Source organism: Trinickia sp. HAY1-2D (assembly GCF_056754935.1).
In genome coordinates, this window is record NZ_JBPGWX010000002.1 from 2,479,776 (window position 1) to 2,496,489 (window position 16,714).

Sequence of the window (16,714 nt, forward strand, 5' to 3'; positions counted from 1 at the left end):
ACAGCTACATAGGGATTAATACCGATAAACGGCCAACCCAATCATGCAGCCGCTTAAAGTGCGCGTACACTCGTCATGCCAACCCACGGGACGGCCGCGCCAGCGTGATCCGCGGCGCGGCTGACGATCTGGAGACAAAGGAGAACGCAAAAATGGCTTGGACGCGTGAGCAGAAAAACGTCACGATCGCAGCCTATCTAGGCTGGACGCTCGACGCCTTCGATTTCTTCCTGATGGTTTTCGTCCTCAAGGATATCGCTGCAGAGTTCAACACGACAATCCCGGCCGTCGCGGTTGCGATCACCCTGACCCTGGCGATGCGGCCGCTCGGTGCGCTGATCTTCGGCCGGCTTGCCGACAAGTTCGGCCGCCGGCCGACCCTCATGATCAACATCGCCTGCTATTCGGTGCTCGAACTGCTCTCGGGCTTTTCGCCGAATCTCGCCACCTTGCTCGTCTTGCGCTCGCTGTTCGGGATCGCCATGGGCGGGGAATGGGGCGTCGGTTCCGCGCTCACGATGGAAACCATTCCCGCCAACGCCCGCGGCTTTGTCTCCGGGCTGCTGCAAGCCGGCTACCCGACCGGATACCTGCTCGCTTCGGTCGTGTTCTGGCTGCTGTTCGACGTCCTGCATTGGGGCTGGCGCAGCATGTTCTTCGTCGGCATCATCCCCGCGCTGCTGGTGCTCTATATCCGCAAGAACGTTCCGGAATCGCCCGCGTGGCGCGCCATGGAGACGCATCAACGCCCGGGCCTGATCGACACGCTCAAGAGAAACTGGGCGCTCTCGATTTATGCGATCGTGCTGATGACTGCATTCAACTTCTTCTCCCACGGCACGCAGGACCTCTATCCGACGTTTTTGCGCGTACAGCACAGCTTCGATCCGGCAACCGTCTCTCGCATCCTGATCGTCCTCAATATCGGCGCGATCATAGGTGGACTGTTCTTCGGCTCGATGTCGGAAAAGATCGGCCGGCGCCGCGCGATCTGCATCGCGGCATTGATCGCGTTGCCCGTGCTTCCGCTGTGGGCGTTCTCGGCTAGCGCCGTCGCGCTCGCGATCGGCGCGTTTCTCATGCAAATCTCGGTACAGGGCGCGTGGGGCGTGGTTCCGGCCTACCTCAACGAGATCTCGCCCGATGAAATTCGCGCCACGTTCCCTGGCTTCGTCTATCAACTCGGCAACCTGATCGCTTCCGTCAACGCCACGATGCAGGCATCGCTCGCCGCCAGCCAGAACAACAACTACTCGCTCGCCCTGGCCGCCGTTGCGGCAATATCGGCAATCGTCATCGCGGTGCTGATTCTGTTCGGGCGCGAGCAACGTGGCGTGGACATGCTGCGCTCGGCTAAACGCGTCGGCGAATCCGCATGACGGGACGCCCGTGATGCCCGATGTCTGACCGCCTTCAGAGTTTGACGGACCGGAGTAGCGCCGCACCGCGTGCCTTCGGCCCGTCATTTCCGCGAGGGTTGGCGGACTCTAGAGGACTCCACCCACAAACAACGCTTGCCGCCGTATCGATACGTTTTTATCGTTCCCGAAACAACGAGTTTCAATCGAAAACTTGAATCGCTTGTTCGCGGCCGGCTAACCGGCATGGGAGGCGCACATGGCAGTTCGCACATCGAACCGGATAACCGGCGACACGAAGGCACGCATTCTCGATGCGGCCGAAGACATCTTCATCGAATACGGTTTCGAGGCCATGTCGCTGCGGCAAATCACGTCGCGCGCGGACGTCAACCTGGCCGCGGTCAACTATCATTTCGGCAGCAAGGAAGCGTTGATCCACGCGATGCTGTCCCGTCGCCTCGATCGCCTCAACGAAGAACGATTGAAGATGCTCGAGCGTTTCGACGCGGCGCTCGGCGACCGGCTCACCTGCGAACATGTCCTCGGCGCGATGTTCATCCCCGCGCTGCGCCTGTCGCGCGATCCGCAGGCCGGCGGGCGGGCGTTTCTGAAGCTGCTGGGCCGCGCCTATACGGACCCCTCCACATTCATTCACAACTTCCTCAGCGGCCACTACGCATCGGTCGCCGAGCGCTTCTTCGACGCCTTCCAACGAGCGCTGCCGCATTTGCCTCGCGAGGAGCTCGGCTGGCGACTGCATTTTGCGATCGGCGCGCTGTCGGGCGTGCTGGCGGGCGGCGATACCGATAATCTCATCGCCGAGTTCTCCCAAGGGCAGACGATGAGCGATCTGCAATTGATTGCGCGCCTCGCGTCGCTGATGGTTGCCGCGCTGAAGGCACCGTTGCCCGACGCGGCCCAACTCGCAGCTTTCGCCGCCGTGCTGGGCGATGCCGCGGACGGAACCGATGCGGCCGTTGCAATCAGTGCCTGCGGCTCGCTCGATCGGCATCCCGCTGCCTTCGAGGACGATCGACGCGCGACGGCCCCGAACGGCGGCGCAAGCGATGCCGAGGCAGCGCCGGCATCCGGTCCGCGGCCCATGCCCCTACCGGAGCAGCGCGGAACCCAGCGCTCGGCGCTCTGAGCCTCGATCGGCATCAACGCAGGTCGATCGCTATCTCCACCGTATGCGCATGCCACGGCCGCTCGATCACTGTGTGTCCCGCATGCCTGGCCAATCGCGTCAGCACGAATGCGTCCGACGGACGCAACAGGCCGACGATGCGGCCCTGAGTGCTGGCTAGGCGCGCGTACCATAGCGCGCCAATGTCGCCGCCGACGGGCGCCACGGATGCCGTCGATGCGCCGGCCGATACGGCATCCGCCGCAAAGGCGATGCTTCGCCCGAGGGACGCGTCGACGAGAACGGTCGTGGCCGGCGCGACCGGCGCGACCGTCCGGCCGGCCGCCGCTCGCGGCGCACTCGCGACCGATTCCGGGCTACCGCCGCACACACCGGCGATCAACGCCGCCGAGTCCACGATGAAGCTTCGCCGATCCATGAAGCTGAGCCCCCTTACGTATAGCCACGCCGATCGCGCCAGGCGCGCGGCCAGATGCCCGATTTGCCCGGCGCCAGGATGCCGTCGGGATCGAGCGTATCCTTGATCGTTTCCGACAAGCGCAGCAACGCACCATCGTTGAAATCGTATTGCGCAGCCGCCAGGTCCATGTAGGCCAGATGGGTACGGTACTGGCCATACCCCGCCGCGCGCGCATCGCTGATCAACACGCGCAGCAAGTCGCCCGCGGCATCGGTCTGGCTTGCATCGCCGCGGTCGAAGATCGTTGCGACGATGTGATGCAAATGGCGCGTGCCGGCGGTGAAGCCGCCGTAGTAATCGAACCCGTATTCGGCACAACGGGTCTTTGCGAGCCAATATTGCCGCATCGCGTCGCGCCCCGCGAACGGGCAGATCGGCGAAAAATCGACGTGCGCGCCCGCGCCGCCGCGCCAGTCGAGCATCCGAAATGCGGTCATGGTCGGGACGCCGGCCATGTTGCGGTCGCCGCCGCCCTCGGGTTGCGCGTCGCCGGCATACCGCGCAGCCTCGATGCGCACACCTCGCACGCGGGAAAACGCCCGCTTGACGACCGAAAACTGCGCCTCGACGACTTCGGGCTCGCCGTACAGGCCGAAACGCAGATTCCATCGCCCGATCCCGAGCCGCTTTGTCATCGCATCGATGGCGGACTCGGGCATCGGCCCCTGCCCGTCATACCACTCGCCGCGCGACGACACCCCCGCCGCAAAGCGAACAGCGCCTTCGACGACGGCGTGATTGCGAATCGTCTCGTCGAGCTTGAACGGACGCAACGTCTCGACGATGGCCTCCAGGTCCGCTTCGTCGCCGAAGCGCAGATGCGCGAGCAGATAGCTGGCCGGCCGCGGCATTAGTGCGATGCCGAGCTTGGTCACGATGCCGAAATTCGACTGCATGAACATCGCGTCGTACGAGGGGCCGAAGCCGGGCTTGTAGAGCTGCCACGAACTGCCGATCTCGATGCCGCCCATTCCGGTGCGCACAATGTCGCCCGTCGCGAGGACGACTTCCATGCCGCACTGCATCGCGGCGTGGTCGCCGTAGGGCGTGTAGCCGAAGCCGCGCTCGAGCGTATTGCCGACGACGCTGCCCCAGCCCGCCGCGGGCGGATCGATCCATAGCTTCGCACCGCGGGCGCGCAAGTGCTCGTGCAGATCGAAGTAGGTCACGCCGGGCTCGACCAGGGCATAGCCGAGGGTCTCGTCGACTTCGAGGATGCGGTTCATGCGTCGCAGATCGACCACGATCGATCCGGACAGACGGGGCGCCGCTCCTCCATACGCATAATTGCGGCCGGTCGAGACCGGCCAGAGCGGCAGACGATAGCTGCGCGCGATGCGCAGCACTTCCCTGATTTCGTCGACCGAAGCGGGCAGTATCGCTGCGGATGCCGCGAAGCGCGGCTCCTGAGGGCCCGGAGCGAACGGATCGGCGTATTCGATCAGTTCGTTGTCCGAAACAACGACGTGAGTTTCGCCGACAATCGAACCGAAGAGGCGCAGCGCTTCGTGAAAGCGCTGTGCACTGCAATGGGGCGGCAGCACGCTCATCGAGGCCACCGCGGCGAAAGACGCACTGACGATTTCATCGAGTCCCCTTGGTTGCGGCGCAATGTCCGCTAGTTCGCTCGACGCGAAGCTGCGCTGGAGGACTTTCGGCAAGCTTCGGCATGCGATGCTGCCGCCATTGTCCCACGAGCGCGCGCTTTTCCGGGGGCCCGTGCGCGGGCATCGACCGTGCTCGGACATGCGCAGCAGCCGTGGTATCTGAAACCCGCGCGGGGCGAAAACGAATGATGTCGCCCGCCTTTTGGAACATTTCGTTACGCGCGCGTGGGCCCGATGCGCGTGCGAAAGGACCCTCGCGGCAGCACACACGGGTTAAAATCCCCGCCAGCCACGAATTTCGCGCGTAGCCACCGCGCTTCACTAACCAACCTGGGGCAGCTCCTGCTGTCGTCCGTGCAATGCCGAATCCCGCAGAATCCCATCCGCAGAACGACTTCATGAACGCAGCGCGCAAAGAGCGCAAGCGCGTCGAAATCTATCTCGTGAACGGCATCCGTCTGACTGGATGCATCGAGTCGTTCGATCAATATCTCGTCATGCTGCGCACACCCGTCGGGCTGCAAGGCATTTACAAGCGTGCAATTTCGACGATTCAGCTCGATACCGGCACGCGCCCGGGGCCGCGCGGCCCGCGTACCGGCGGGTATGGCGAGCGCCACGGTCCGCGCGAGGGCTCAGGCGCGCCTCGCGAAGGCCGCGAGCCGCGCGAATCGCACGGCATGCATGGGTCATCGGAGCGCTCGGGCGACGCGCCGGTGGTCGTGACGCGCAGACGCCGGCCGTTCAGCACGGGCCCGCATGGCAACGAGCACGGCAACCACCACAGCAGCAGCAACAACAACAACAACGACGGCAACAACAACGACGACAACAATAACAACAACGAATGAGGTGCCTCGCGGCGAGGCACCTCAGGATGTCAGCGAAGGCCCGCCATCGCGGGTCGAGCATTGCTCTGCCGCTGCGAAAGGCTCTCTAGCAATGCCTCCGCGCGGGCGCGCTGCTCGCGAGTCAGTTCGAATTGCCGGCGGATGCTCAAGATCCGCTGCCGCCAATACTGCGCCGTAAGCATACGATTCTCGGGTTCGCGGATCGCCCGCTCGAGATGATCCAGATCCGCGTCGACCAAATGAAGCGCATACGTCCGGCGCGCCGGTTCCGTCTGTTGAATTGCCATTGCAGTCCTATTTTCGAAAACAACGTGCCTCTAGTCTGCAAGTTCGATGCCTCATTGCGACGAATAGCGCGCGATGGAGAGAAATAGGCGCATCGCGGCGAATGTCTTGCGGCTCGGGAGTCGAAGTGCGGCGCGATTGGCTGGCAACGATTACATCCATCGCGGAAGAATGTGCCTGCACAAAAGCCGGGAACGCGGCCCTGCCCGAATCGTCCGACGAAAATGTCACTCGCTGACCCGCACGTAGCGAGCTTCGAGCGCCCACGGCAATGACGCCGGGAACCGACGCAGCGCGTCCAGTGACTCGACGAGCGCTTCATAGACCAGACGCCCGTCGCCCCGGCGGGGCAACGGACGACTAAGCGCTCCGTTTCGAACGCATCGGGGGGATGTCGATGAACAGCGGATCCATGGGCTCTGGGCTCGATGCAGTACCGCATGATAGCCGGCCTGCTGCCGCGCCCGGCCCCGCACGCTCGATTTGGGACGGCGCGCCCCGTTCAGCGCACGCGGTGCGGCAAGCCCGAGTCCGCCTCACGCTGCAACTCGCGCACCTGACGCTTGAGCGCACGCAATTGATCCTGCGCGGCGCGCTTTTGCGCGTCCAGCGCCGCCGCCTCGCCGCGCGCCTGCTTCTGGCGATCGGCGGCGAGTGCTTGCTGCTCGTGCGCAACGTCGAGATCGGCCTGCAAACGCTCGGCCCGCGCTTGCGAAAGCGCGATCAAATGTTCCGTATAGGCTTTTTGCGCCGCCAGCTTGGCCCCGCGCAACTCGACATCAGCGAGCTGCGCGCTCTTTTTCGCGAACTCGGCATAGATCGCTTCCGCGCGGGCCTCATCCTGCGTCTTGATCACGCGCCAAAAGTTTTTCTGTTGAAAGAGCGCGACGTAGTAGGTCAGCTCTTTCCCATAGAGCAGCAGGCTCGCGCCGTAGCTGCCGTTGTAGCTGGTGCGAAGCTCGGTCAAGTCGCTGCCATGCATGAGACGCTGCAATTCGGCAACGTTGCCTTGCGCCGCTTCCTTCGAGTCTTCGACTTGGGACACCGCCGACGCTGCTGGGGCTTGTTCGTGTACCGGCGATGCGTCGGACGTCGCCGCGGCGGGCGTTGCCGCGCCCGCGGTCAACGGGATCGAGGCGCTCGTCTTCGTTGCCGGTGCCGTCGTACTGCCGCTCGATTGCGCGCCGGCGCAGCCGAACATGCCCAATCCCCCGATCATGACAAGCGCCGCAAGCGCTGTCCCCCGTACTTGTGGTAGATGCCTCATCGTTATTCCCGCGCGAATAGTTTTTATGTGAGTAAGCATGATTTACTGACTCAAGCGTGTCATTATTACTCAGTTTCGCGCGCTTCGGGCTCTTCCTCGAAGATTTGGTATTTGCGCATCTTTTCCCATAAGACTTTGCGGCTGATACGCACGACAAGATCGCAATCTTCACAGCGTGCCACCGTCGGCCTGCTCGAAGTAACCCTTGTGCGCACCCACGGCATCGGTAAATGAGCCCTTCGCGTGGCCGAAAAACAGTGACTCGAAGAGACCGTCGGGAATCGCGCCGCAATTGACGGGGACGAACGGGCCGTCGGCATAGCGGGAGTACTTTTCGTGCAGGTGAAAGGCGTCAAGGCCGTCCCCTTTGCCGAGGTTGCCGGGCACTTCACGCCGCTCGTCGGCAAAGACATTACGATCGGGCAGTTGATCGAGACCGCGAACGAGATCACCCGGCTTTATCAGTCGCACGGATAGGCGCTATCGTTCGCGTTCATTCCGGCTCAGACGTTCGAAAGCGGCGTCGTGCGCGTAACCGTTGTGGAGGGATGCGTCGCGCAGATCGACATCAAGGGCAATCCGGGCTCGACCGAACGCAAGATTCGCCAGCTTGCCGAGCGCATCCGCAACGAACGGCCGCTGCGTCGTGCGACGTTCGAGCGCAGCGTGAATGCGCTCGGATTGCTGCCTGGCCTCACCGTGACGGCCACGGTACCAGCACCGAAAACGACAGACGGCGCGACGACCCTCGAGCTCAACGTCGCGCGCAAGCCATTGAACTTCAGCGCGGGCATCGACCTGCACCATCCGGGCGTGCAAGGCCTTTTCACGGTCACGTTCGAAGTCAACCGTGCTTTTGCGGTGGCGATGCACTACCTGCAGACCGTTACCCCTATGTGTCGTTCGATATGGCGCGTGTGTACCTACACTCGGGGCCGACATCGCCCAATAAGCTGTCTTCGGTCGCGCTTGGCTTGCGGATCACCGACACGAAGCATTACAGCCTCGATCTCTCGATCGCCAAGGCCGTTGCCCACGCGCCGATCGAAAGCCCACCGCGCAGCCCGCGAATCAACGCCACGTTTTCGTACCAAATGTTTTGACGTCCGAAGGAAATGCCGCGGGAACGAACCAGGACGAACTGCCTGCCCGCTCCAGCCTGATTAGAGGTTCCACTATCAAACCTCAGTCATTTTTTCGTGGGTATGCTGGCCTGATTCCAACAAGCGCGGCGCGACAGACCTATCCGCCACCGCGCGAAAGAAACGACAGCCGACTCACCCCATCAGGAGGACGACATCATGCACTTCCCGCACGACACCCGCTCGATCGCCTTGCATGCCGTTAAGCGCATGGCAGCAGCCGGCTTGCTACTGGCCAGCGCCACGATAGCCTTCGCGCAAGGCACCGATTCCCCCGTCGGCGTATGGCAAACAATCGACGACCACACGCATCAACCGAAAGCGCTTGTACAGATTACGCAAAACGCGGATGGATCACTGAGCGGGAAAGTCATCAAAGGCCTGAACCCCGCGGACTCGCCCGATCGCCGTTGCACCGAATGTACCGACGACCGCAAGGATCAGAAAATTCTCGGTATGACGATCATCCGCGATATGAAGCAGGACGGCGATCATTGGGATGGCGGCAACATCCTCGATCCCGAAAACGGCAAAGTCTATCGATGCAAAATGACGCTGGACGAGGGAGGCCGGAAGCTCGTCGTACGCGGCTATATCGGCGTCTCGCTGCTAGGCCGGTCGCAAACGTGGAACCGGCAAGCCGATGCGGCTTCGGACCAGGCAAAGAACTGATCGAGCTCACGACACCCTGTTGCGCGAGCGGTCCTGACCATACGGCAGGTTCGCTCGCAGAAGAGCCGCGTGGCTCACGCGGCGCGACGCAGTGAAGCCAGATAGGACAACGTGGGCGCATCGATCGTCGAAAAAGCCGGCGCCACCTTTGCCGGATTCAACTTCGCGCGCATACGCGCCCTGACCGACTCGCACAGCCCTTCGGCCGCATCGCCATACAGTTCGCCCAGCACGTGCCTGAACACGCCCGCGTCGTACCACGTCTTGAAGCGACGGTGGCAGGTTTGATAGGAAGGGTACCGGCGCGGCATCGAAGACCACGCTGCGCCGCTATAGATCACCCACAACACGCCATTGAGCACCGCGCGTGTATCGGTGAGGGGACGGCCACGCGCAGGCGCGCGCGCCTGCAATTCAGGAAACAGCGTGACCACACGGTGCCATTGCTCGTCGGTTATTTCGCGGTAAGGGGTCATCTGTGCCTCCTTCGTTTGAATAGAGAGCACGATAGGCCTCGTCCCGGCCGGCGAATATCAGAATAATCCGAATCTGTCCCGCGCCCTGCTCGCGCGCGAGCCGAAGCCCGCCGCCCGCGACCGTCAAGTCAACGAGGTATCGACGAGCCTGCGCGGCGCTTCCAGATATTCCTTCGACTGCATTTCGACGAGACGCGAGACCGTCCGGCCGAATTCATTGGCCATCGGCCCTTCGGGATAGAGCGCTTCGGGCGCCACCGCCGCCGACATCAGCAGCTTCACCTTGTGATCGTAAAAAACGTCGACCAGCCAAGTGAAACGGCGCGCTTCCGACGCCATGCGAGGCGTCATTTGCGGCACGCCGGAAAGCACCACCGTATGAAATCGCGAGGCCAACTCGAGATAGTCGTTTTGCGAGCGCGGGCCGCCGCACAGCGTCGCGAAATCGAACCAGACGACGCCGTCGGCGCGCCGCAACGCTTTCAATTCGCGCTTCTCGATATGGAGCAGCGGGCTTTCATCGGGCACGGCCGCGAGCTGCGAAAATGCAGCTCTCAGCGCGCGGTCGGCTTCGGCGCCCAGCGGCGTGTGATAGACGCTGACCTGTGCGAGCGTGCGCCGACGATAGTCGGTACCGCCATCCACATTCATCACATCGAGCCGCTCCTTCACGAGCTCGATGGCGGGCAACACGCGGTCACGGTGCAAGCCGTCGGGGTAGAGCGTATCGGGATCGTAGTTCGACGTCATCACGAACTGCACGCCGTTATCGAAGAGCCCGGTGAGGAGCCGATGAAGAATCATCGCGTCGGCAATGTCGGAGACGTGGAACTCGTCGAAGCAAATGAGCCGATAGCGCTTGGCGACACGCCGCGCCAGTTCGTCGAGCGGATCGGCCTGCCCTTTGAGCTCCTCGAGCTGCCGATGGACTTCGCGCATGAATTCGTGGAAATGCAGCCGCGTCTTGCGCTGCACCGGAACCACCGCGTAAAAGCTATCCATCAGGAAGCTCTTGCCGCGCCCGACACCGCCCCACATATAGACGCCACGCGGCAGCTCGGGATGCACGAGCAGCTTGCGCAGCGCATTCGAGCGCCGGCTCTTGTAGGTGACCCACTCCGCATAGCATTGCTGCAAGCGATTCACCGCCGCGAGCTGTGCGTCGTCGGCGAGATAGCCACGCGCTTGCAGCTCGTGTTCGTAATATTCGAGGACATTCATCGTGAAGGAACCGCTCGGCCAGCGTCCGGAGCGGGCGCTGTGCGGGGGACCGGGCGCGCCCGCGCACCGGCCCTGACCGGCCGAAGAGGCGCCAGGGATTTCGCCCCTGCCGCTCCGTGGGCCGCTACTGCTTGAGAGAACTGACTACCAGAACTTACTGCCGGGAGTGACTACCGCGACTTACTTGTTGAGCGAACGCTTGTCGACGGCCAGCGCGGCTTCGCGCATCACTTCGGAGAGCGACGGGTGCGGATGGCAGATGCGTCCGATGTCTTCGGAGGCCGCCTTGAACTCCATCGCGACAACCGCTTCGGCTATGAGATCCGATGCGTTCGCTGAAATGATATGGACGCCGAGCAGCTCGTCGGTCTTCGCGTCCGCGATCATCTTGACGAAGCCCTCGGGCTTCGCCACACCCAGCGCACGCCCGTTGATCGAAAACGGAAACTGCCCCGTCTTGATCTCGCGGCCCTCGGCCTTCAACTGCTGTTCGGTCTTGCCGACCCAGGCGATCTCCGGCTCGGTATAGATGACCCACGGAATGCAGTTGTAGTCGATATGCGGCTTCTGACCGTCGATGATCTCCGCCACGAGCACGCCCTCGTCTTCCGCCTTGTGGGCGAGCATCGGCCCGCGGACGACGTCGCCGATCGCATAGACGTTCGGCACCGCCGTACGGCAGTGATCGTCGACCTCGATGAACCCGCGCTCGTTCGCCTTCAGGCCGATCGACTCGAGACCGAGGTTATCGGTATTCGGCACGCGGCCCACCGATACGATCAGACGATCGGCCTCGAGCGTTTGCGCGTTGCCGTCCTTGTCGGTGTAGGCGATCGTGACGCCCTTGGCGTTCGCCTTCACCTCGCCGATGCTGACGCCGAGCTGAATATCGAGGCCCTGCTTCTTGAAAAGCTTCGCGGCTTCCTTCGCGAGCGCGTCGTCGGCCGCACCGAGAAACTGCGGCAGCGCCTCGAGCACGGTGACCTGCGAGCCCAGGCGGCGCCAGACCGAACCGAGCTCGAGCCCGATCACGCCGGCGCCGATGACGGCGAGCTTGGCCGGAACCGCATCGAACGCGAGCGCGCCTTCGTTATCGGAAACGATCTTGTTATCGACCGGCACGTTCGGCAGATGACGTGCCTTCGAACCCGTCGCGATGATGACGTTCTTCGCCGTAACGACCTCGGCCTCGCCTTCGCCGCTCACCTCGATTTGCACGCCCGCGTCGCTTTTGCCGACGAACTTGCCATGGCCCTTGAGCCACGTGATCTTGTTCTTCTTGAAAAGGAACTCGATACCGCTCGTCATTTTTTCGACGATGCCGTCCTTGCGGGTCTGCATCTTTGCGACGTCCATCTTGACTTCGGACACGGCGATGCCGTGCTCGGCCAGATGATGCGATGCATCTTCGAACTCCTCCGACGACGCAAGCAGCGCCTTGGACGGAATGCAGCCGACGTTCAGGCAGGTGCCGCCGAGCTTCAGCGTGCCGGCCGGGTTCTTCCACTTTTCGATACAGGCGACGCTTTTGCCGAGTTGGGCGGCCCGGATCGCGGCGACATACCCGCCGGGACCCGCGCCGATCACGACGACGTCAAATTGTTGGGACATGACGATCCTTTCGATGACGCGACGGCGCGGCGTGAGCCACGCTTCGTCGCGATTTTCAACCAAGCTTTGCTGCGCCCGGACAGCGGGCGCGGGGGATTACAGATCGAGGAGCAAACGCGCCGGGTCTTCGAGAGCGTCTTTCATCGCGACGAGCGAGAGCACGGCTTCGCGTCCGTCGATGATGCGGTGGTCGTACGACAGCGCGAGATAGTTCATCGGGCGGATGACGATCTGGCCGTTTTCGACGACCGCCCGCTCCTTCGTCGCGTGTACACCGAGGATCGCCGACTGCGGCGGGTTGATGATCGGCGTCGACAGCATCGAGCCGAACACGCCGCCGTTCGAAATCGAGAACGTGCCGCCCGTCATTTCCTCGATCGACAGTTTGCCGTCCTTGGCTTTCTGACCGAACTCGGCGATCTTCTTCTCGATCTCGGCAAGGCTCAATTGATCGGCGTTGCGCAAGATGGGGACGACGAGACCGCGCGGCGAGCCCACGGCGATACCGATATCGAAATAACCGTGATAGACGATGTCGGTGCCGTCGATCGACGCATTCACGAGCGGGAATTTCTTCAGCGCATGCACGGCCGCCTTCACGAAGAACGACATGAAGCCAAGCTTCACGCCATGCTCTTTCTCGAATTTGTCCTTGTACTTGTTGCGCAGATCCATCACCGGCGCCATGTTCACTTCGTTGAACGTCGTGAGGATGGCATTCGTTTGCTGCGATTCCAGCAGGCGCTCGGCGATACGCTGGCGCAGGCGCGACATCGGCACGCGCTGTTCGGGGCGGTTGCTGAGCCACGTGTCGGCCGAGGCCGGGGCCTTGACGTCAGGCAGCGCGGGCTTCGATGCACGCGCTGCCGGCGCGGCAGGCGCCGCAGCCGGTGCCTTCGCGCTCGTGCCGAGCACGTCGCCCTTCGTGACGCGGCCGTCGCGGCCGGTTCCCGCCACCTGGTCCGCCGACAGGTTCTTCTCCGCCATCAGTTTGGTGGCGGCCGGCGATGCAGCGGCACCGGCCGTGGCCGTTGCGGTGGCTGCGGCGGGAGCGGCAACCGGTGCGGCAGCGGCGGGAGCGGCAGTAGCAGCCGCGGGTGCCGCGGCACCGGCCTTGCCTTCCGTATCGATCTTCGCGATCAGTTGCTCGGAGCTCACGATCTCACCGTCGCCGACCACGATGTCCGCCAGCACGCCCGATGCCGGCGCCGGCACTTCGAGGACGACCTTGTCGGTCTCGATCTCGATGAGCGTTTCGTCTTGCGTGACGGCCTCGCCGGGCTTTTTCTTCCACGCAATCATGGTGCCTTCCGAAACCGATTCGGAAAACTGCGGAACCTTGACTTCTACAATAGCCATTTGATTTTCCTGAACTCGTATCTGGTGTGGAGCGCGAACGCTCGCCCGTCCTGCCCGCGCGCTTCGATTGGTCGGGGCGGCATACGGCGCGGGAAAGCGCGCGGCGCTTTCCCGGTTCGCTGTCGTTAGTTATTTCGCAATCGATGCGCTCTTCAAGCGGCCGAAAGCACCTTCGATCAACGCTTTTTGCTGCTCGTAGTGCTTCGCGTAATAGCCGACCGCGGGCGATGCGGATGCCGGGCGGCCGCTATAGGCGAGCTTCTGCCCATCGCGCATGCCTTCCTTCAGGTGATGCTCGATGTAGAACCACGGACCTTGGTTTTGCGGCTCGTCCTGGACCCATACGACCTCGGTGGCATGGTCGTATTTCTTCATCTCCGTTTCGAACTGCTTGTGAGCGAACGGATAGAGCTGCTCCACACGCATGATCGCCACGTCGTTCGCTTTCGCTTCGCGACGATGCGCGATCAGGTCGTAGTAGACCCGGCCCGAGCACATCACCACGCGCTTGACCTTCTTCGCTTCGATCGCGGGGTCGACTTCGCCGATCACAGGCTGGAATACGCCACTTGCGAGTTCCGACAGGTCCGAGATCGCTTCCTTGTGGCGCAGCAGCGACTTCGGCGTGAAGACGATGAGCGGTTTGCGGAACAAACGGATCATCTGACGGCGCAGCAAATGGAAGATCTGCGCGGGGGTGGTCGGTTGCACGACCTGCATGTTGTGCTCGGCGCACAGCTGCAAATAGCGCTCGATGCGCGCCGACGAATGCTCGGGACCCTGTCCTTCGTAGCCGTGCGGCAGCAGCATCGTGAGACCCGAGACACGACCCCACTTGACTTCACCCGACGAGATGAACTGGTCGATCACGACCTGCGCGCCGTTGGCGAAATCGCCGAACTGCGCTTCCCATGCGACGAGCGTATTCGGTTCGGCCGTCGAGTAGCCGTATTCGAAGCCGAGTACGGCTTCCTCGGAGAGCACCGAATCGATGACCGTGAACTTCGCCTGACCGTCCGCCACGTTTTGCAGCGGAATGTAGGTGCCGTCGTTCCAGCGCTCGCGGTTCTGATCGTGCAGCACCGCGTGACGGTGCGTGAACGTGCCGCGGCCCGAGTCCTGGCCCGTGAGGCGCACCGCATAGCCCGATGCGACGAGCGATGCGTAGGCGAGATGCTCGCCCATGCCCCAATCGAGCGGTGCATCGCCGCGCGCCATGGCGCGGCGGTCGTTGATGACACGCTCGACGAGCGGGTGCACTTTGAAGTTCTCGGGAATCGTCGTGATGCGTTCGCCGAGGCGCTTGAGCTCGGCAAGCGGGACGGCCGTATCGGCCGCATCCGTCCACTTGCGATTCAGGAACGGCACCCAGTCGACCGCGTACTTGCTCTTGTAGTTCGAGAGGACCGGATCGACGGTGTGCTGGCCGGCATCCATCGCCTGGCGATAGGCCTTGACGAAGGCATCGGCGTCTTCGGCGCCGATCACGCCCTGCTGCACGAGCTTTTCCGCATAGAGCGCGCGCGTACCCGGGTGCTGGGCGATCTTCTTGTACATCAGCGGCTGCGTCACCGCGGGCGTGTCCTGCTCGTTGTGGCCGAGCTTGCGGAAGCAGACGATGTCGATCACGACATCCTTGTGGAACTGCATCCGGAAGTCGATCGCAAGCTGCGTGGCAAGCACGACCGCTTCGGGATCGTCGCCGTTCACGTGCAGCACGGGCGCCTCGATCATCTTCACCACGTCGGAGCAGTAAAGCGTCGAGCGCGCGTCGCGCGGGTCCGACGTCGTGAAACCGATCTGGTTGTTGATGACGATATGCAGCGTGCCGTGCGTGCCGTAGCCGCGCGTTTGCGCGAGGTTCAGCGTCTCCATGACGACGCCCTGGCCTGCGAAGGCCGCGTCACCGTGAATCTGCACCGGCAGAACCTGCACGCCGCTCTCGTCGCCGCGACGATCCATACGCGCCTTCGCGGAACCCTCCACCACGGGGTTCACGATTTCGAGGTGCGACGGGTTGAACGCCAGCGACAAGTGCACCGGACCGCCTTCGGTGGAGACGTCCGACGAGAAGCCCTTGTGATACTTCACGTCGCCTGCCGGCAGATCGTCGACGTGCTTGCCCTCGAATTCGGCGAACAGATCCGACGGCATCTTGCCGAGCGTGTTCACGAGCACGTTCAGACGGCCGCGGTGAGCCATACCGATGACGATTTCCTGTACGCCCTTCGCACCGCCGTGGCGCACGACCTCGTCCATCGCGGCGATGAAGCTCTCCCCGCCTTCGAGCGAGAAGCGCTTCTGCCCCACATAGCGCGTATGCAGATAGCGTTCGAGACCTTCGCCGGCCGTGAGCCGGTTCAGGATGTGCTTCTTCTTTTCAGCCGAGAAATTCGGCGTGGCCCGGATCGATTCGAGGCGCTCCTGCCACCAGCGCTTCTGTTCGGGATCGCTGACGTACTGGAATTCGGCGCCGATCGTGCCGCAGTACGTATCGCGCAGCGCTTTGACGATATCGCGCAGCGATGCCTGCTCGAAGCCGAAATACAGATTGCCCGCGCTGAACGTCTGGTCCATGTCGGCTTCGGTGAAGTCGTAGAACGCAGGCTCGAGCTCGGGAATGGAGGGACGTTCGCGGCGCTTCAGCGGGTCGAGGTTGGCCCATTGCGAACCGAGAAAGCGGTAGGCGCTGATCAGAGACTGGACGTGGACTTGCTTGCGCGCCGTGCCCAGATTCTCGCCGGCTTCGCGCGGAATGAAAGCATTGGCCTTCGCGCGCTGCGCAAACGATTCGACGATCGGACCATGCGCGACGTCGTTCGCGTTCGAGCCATCCGACGCGGGCACGTTTTGCAGGGCGTCGAAATACTCCCGCCAATTGTCGGGGACCGACGCCGGATTATCGAGGTATTGCTCGTACAGCTCTTCGACGTACGGAGCGTTGCCGCCGAACAGGTACGAGTTCAGCTGGAATTGCTTCATCATGTTTACGCTCACCTTTTCTTCGAGTTTCTCGAGAAATAGCGGGTTACTCAACCTTCCGCGACACGGCCTGACCGTTTAGCGGATTGCGCGAATCAAGTCTTGCTTGGAAGGACCTAAAACTAGCACCGGGAGGATATCACACAACCGACATTCGAGATGGACATAAGCGCCATTCGATATCGGCATGTGTTCCCTGCTCCAATGAAAAAGCCGCTCGTTTTTCTTTGCGAGCGGCTTTTTTCCGAACAGATGCCATCGATAGCTGGCTCT

General features: G+C 62.8%; 12 protein-coding genes and 2 pseudogenes. 5 read left to right on the top strand and 9 right to left on the bottom strand.

Translation table 11 applies throughout. From position 1 onward, the window contains the following. Positions 1–152: 152 nt before the first annotated feature. Positions 153–1,379 (top strand): MFS transporter, encoded by a 1,227-nt coding sequence (locus ACR9ZC_RS18780; protein ID WP_481582714.1) that lies wholly within the window; start codon positions 153–155, stop codon positions 1,377–1,379. 238 nt (positions 1,380–1,617) lie between these two features. Then, on the top strand, positions 1,618–2,508 hold the full coding sequence (locus ACR9ZC_RS18785; RefSeq protein ID WP_481581450.1) for a TetR/AcrR family transcriptional regulator: 891 nt from the start codon (positions 1,618–1,620) through the stop codon (positions 2,506–2,508). Positions 2,509–2,521: 13 nt separating this feature from the next. Here ACR9ZC_RS18785 and ACR9ZC_RS18790 read toward each other — a convergent pair whose 3' ends face one another. Then, the gene (locus ACR9ZC_RS18790; RefSeq protein ID WP_481581451.1) at positions 2,522–2,926 is read right to left on the bottom strand and encodes a hypothetical protein; all 405 of its coding nucleotides are present in this window, start codon (positions 2,924–2,926) and stop codon (positions 2,522–2,524) included. Between the two features lie 14 nt (positions 2,927–2,940). After that, positions 2,941–4,518 carry an FAD-binding oxidoreductase gene (locus ACR9ZC_RS18795; protein WP_481582715.1) on the bottom strand — a complete coding sequence of 526 codons (1,578 nt, stop codon included), beginning with the start codon at positions 4,516–4,518 and terminating at the stop codon, positions 2,941–2,943. A gap of 416 nt (positions 4,519–4,934) precedes the next feature. On the opposite strand from ACR9ZC_RS18795, the gene hfq reads away from it, so the two are divergent. Beyond that, entirely contained in the window at positions 4,935–5,426 is a 492-nt protein-coding gene (gene hfq, locus ACR9ZC_RS18800; RefSeq protein ID WP_481581452.1) for an RNA chaperone Hfq, read from the top strand. 787 nt (positions 5,427–6,213) lie between these two features. Here the strand turns inward: hfq and ACR9ZC_RS18805 are convergent. Both ACR9ZC_RS18805 and ACR9ZC_RS18810 read right to left on the bottom strand, forming a co-directional pair. Continuing rightward, positions 6,214–6,978 (bottom strand): DUF2968 domain-containing protein, encoded by a 765-nt coding sequence (locus ACR9ZC_RS18805; RefSeq protein WP_481581453.1) that lies wholly within the window; start codon positions 6,976–6,978, stop codon positions 6,214–6,216. 171 nt (positions 6,979–7,149) lie between these two features. Further along, a pseudogene (locus ACR9ZC_RS18810) lies at positions 7,150–7,404 on the bottom strand (sigma 54-interacting transcriptional regulator); the annotation flags it as partial. Here ACR9ZC_RS18810 and ACR9ZC_RS18815 point away from each other — a divergent pair. After that, positions 7,318–7,815 (top strand): annotated as a pseudogene (locus ACR9ZC_RS18815) (POTRA domain-containing protein); the annotation flags it as partial. The pseudogenes ACR9ZC_RS18810 and ACR9ZC_RS18815 sit on opposite strands and share 87 nt — an antisense overlap. Before the next feature lie 464 nt (positions 7,816–8,279). Further along, the gene (locus tag ACR9ZC_RS18820) at positions 8,280–8,792 is read left to right on the top strand and encodes a DUF2147 domain-containing protein (RefSeq protein ID WP_481581454.1); all 513 of its coding nucleotides are present in this window, start codon (positions 8,280–8,282) and stop codon (positions 8,790–8,792) included. A 74-nt stretch (positions 8,793–8,866) separates the two neighbouring features. On the opposite strand, the gene ACR9ZC_RS18825 is transcribed toward ACR9ZC_RS18820, so the two are convergent. The 5 genes from ACR9ZC_RS18825 to ACR9ZC_RS18845 all read right to left on the bottom strand — a co-directional run bounded on the left by ACR9ZC_RS18825 (position 8,867) and on the right by ACR9ZC_RS18845 (position 16,444). After that, the gene (locus tag ACR9ZC_RS18825) at positions 8,867–9,268 is read right to left on the bottom strand and encodes a transposase (RefSeq protein ID WP_331565882.1); all 402 of its coding nucleotides are present in this window, start codon (positions 9,266–9,268) and stop codon (positions 8,867–8,869) included. 123 nt (positions 9,269–9,391) lie between these two features. Then, complete coding sequence (gene zapE / locus ACR9ZC_RS18830) at positions 9,392–10,489, bottom strand: cell division protein ZapE (RefSeq protein WP_481581455.1); 1,098 nt, start codon at positions 10,487–10,489, stop codon at positions 9,392–9,394. 180 nt (positions 10,490–10,669) lie between these two features. After that, positions 10,670–12,100: a dihydrolipoyl dehydrogenase gene (lpdA, locus tag ACR9ZC_RS18835; protein ID WP_481581456.1), complete on the bottom strand. Its 1,431-nt coding sequence runs from the start codon at positions 12,098–12,100 to the stop codon at positions 10,670–10,672. A 96-nt stretch (positions 12,101–12,196) separates the two neighbouring features. Continuing rightward, positions 12,197–13,459 carry a 2-oxoglutarate dehydrogenase complex dihydrolipoyllysine-residue succinyltransferase gene (gene odhB / locus ACR9ZC_RS18840; RefSeq protein WP_481581457.1) on the bottom strand — a complete coding sequence of 421 codons (1,263 nt, stop codon included), beginning with the start codon at positions 13,457–13,459 and terminating at the stop codon, positions 12,197–12,199. 129 nt (positions 13,460–13,588) lie between these two features. After that, entirely contained in the window at positions 13,589–16,444 is a 2,856-nt protein-coding gene (locus ACR9ZC_RS18845; protein WP_481581458.1) for a 2-oxoglutarate dehydrogenase E1 component, read from the bottom strand. Positions 16,445–16,714: the final 270 nt, after the last annotated feature.